Annotated in this window: 2 protein-coding genes; both read right to left on the bottom strand. The window is 66.0% G+C overall.

Annotated elements, in window-relative coordinates:
- On the bottom strand, positions 1 to 1,604 hold a 1,604-nt coding region (gene tnpC / locus NKI29_RS33270; protein WP_352798687.1), incomplete at its 3' end, for an IS66 family transposase.
- A 66-nt stretch (positions 1,605 to 1,670) separates the two neighbouring features.
- On the bottom strand, positions 1,671 to 2,090 hold a 420-nt coding region (gene tnpB / locus NKI29_RS33265), incomplete at its 5' end, for an IS66 family insertion sequence element accessory protein TnpB (protein ID WP_352798686.1).

The raw sequence follows: 2,090 nt of genomic DNA, 5'->3' as shown, positions 1-2,090 counted from the left end.
GCTGGGTGGGCTGCGATGCGCGCCAGGATATCGGCGAGCCAGGCCTGCGGGTCGATATCGTTCAACTTGGCGCTGACGATCAGGCTGTAGAGAACGGCAGCGCGCTGTCCGCCGCGATCGGAACCGCAGAACAGCCAGGACTTTCTGCCGAGAGCGATGCCGCGCAGGGCTCGCTCGGCTGCATTGTTCGATAGGCAGATCCGCCCGTCGTCGAGGAACCGGGCGAAGGATGACCAGCGGCGCAGCATGTAGTTGAAGGCCTTGGTCAGATCATGTCCGCGCGAGAGCTTGTCGCGCGTCTCGATCATCCAGGTCTCGAGCTCCGCGACCAGCGGCAGGCTCCGCTCCTGGCGCACGGCGTGGCGTTGGGCCGGCGACAGGCCGTTGATCTCGCGCTCGATATCGAACAGGGCGTCGATGCGCTTCACGCCTTCAACCGCGAGCGGATAGACCAGGTTGGGCTTCTCGCCGTGCGCCTTCTTGCGCGCCGCCGCTTCGATATCGGCCAGCTCGAACACTTTGCGCCGGCTGTGGGCCCAGCAGCTGGCTTCCAGAATAGGCGCCGGCTGACGGGCCGCCGCATAGAGATCGCCATAACCGCCATAGGCATCGGCCTGCAGAATGCCGCTCCAGCCGGCGAGATGCGCCGCGGGATGTTCGCCTCGGCGATCGCGGGAATAATAGAACACCGCCGCCGGCGGATCGACATCGCCGAATGGTCGGTCATCACGCACATAGGTCCATAATCGGCCGGTATCGGTCTTGCCCTTGGCCAGGACCGGCACCGTCGTGTCGTCGCCGTGCAGACGTGAAGCGGCCAGCACATGGGCTTCGAGCCGCTTGAACAGCGGCATCAGCGCCGCGACGCCGGCGCCGACCTGGTCGGCGAGCGTCGACAGGCTGAGCGGCACGCCTTCGCGGGCATAGCGTTCAGCCTGGCGGTTGAGGGGCTGATGCTGGCCGAACTTCTCGAACAGGATCATCGCCAGCAGGCCGGGACCGGCCCAGCCGCGCGGGGTGGCGTGGAACGGCGCCGGAGCCTGGCTGATCGCCTCGCAGTCGCGGCAGGTGAACTTCTCCCGCACGTGCTGGATCACCTTCCATTGCCGCGGCACCACCTCCAGCGTCTCGGTGATATCCTCACCCAGCCTGCGCAGCCGATGACCGCCGCAGCAGTGGCAAGCGGTCGGCGCCGGCTCGACCACGCGTTCGCGCGGCAGGTGCTCGGGAAATGGCTGGCGCGCCGGTCGTTTGCGCACATAAGGCGCCACCTCGGTGGTCCGCGCCGCTGCCTGTTCGGCGGCGATCTCGTCTTCCGTTGCCGTGCTCTCGAGTTCCTCGAAGGTGAGTTCCATCTGGTCGTGCAGGCGGGCGGCACGTTCAGAACTTTGACCATGCAGCGCCCGCTGCAGCTTCCGGATCGTCAGATCCTGATGTGCGATCAGCGCCGCATCATCCGATGCCTTGGCCCTGGCGACCGCCAGTTCGGCCTCGACCAGCGCAGCGCGTGCGGCCTCGTCTTCGGCTCTGGCCAGCGCCGCGGTCAGCGCTGCTCTCAGCGCGCCAATATCGTCCGGAACAGCATCCTGGGCGGTGGCAACCATGCCCTGGAGTGAATCATAAAACGCGTCCGCTGACTCGCGGAAAATGGCGCAAACTCAAAGAAAAACTCAGCCCGCGCGCTGCGGTCGGAACGTGTGACGCGGGTTGCGCCAATCGATCCCGTCGAGCATGTAGGCGAGCTGCGCCGGTGATATGGAAACCGTGCCGTCCGCCGGCGACGGCCATAGAAACCGGCCCTTCTCGAGCCGTTTTGCATATAGCGACATGCCGAGCCCATCATGCCAGATAATCTTGATCAGGTTGCCGTTGCGGCCGCGGAAGACATAAAGATCGCCGGCATGCGGATCCCGGCCCAACGTCTCCTGAACCTGCAGAGCGAGGCCTTGCATTCCGCGACGCATATCGGTCCGGCCAACCGCCAACCAGATCCGCACCTGGCTCGGAACCGGGATCATGAAACGCCCAGCGCCTTCACCATCGCCGCCGCCAGTGTCGGCGGCGTGGTCAGCGGTATCCGCAGCCGCACC

Origin of the sequence: Mesorhizobium sp. M0678, assembly GCF_040320505.1 — a bacterium.
Lineage (GTDB): Bacteria > Pseudomonadota > Alphaproteobacteria > Rhizobiales > Rhizobiaceae > Mesorhizobium.
Note: the sequence above shows the minus strand (reverse complement) of the source record. Positions and strands in the feature narration are given on the sequence as shown.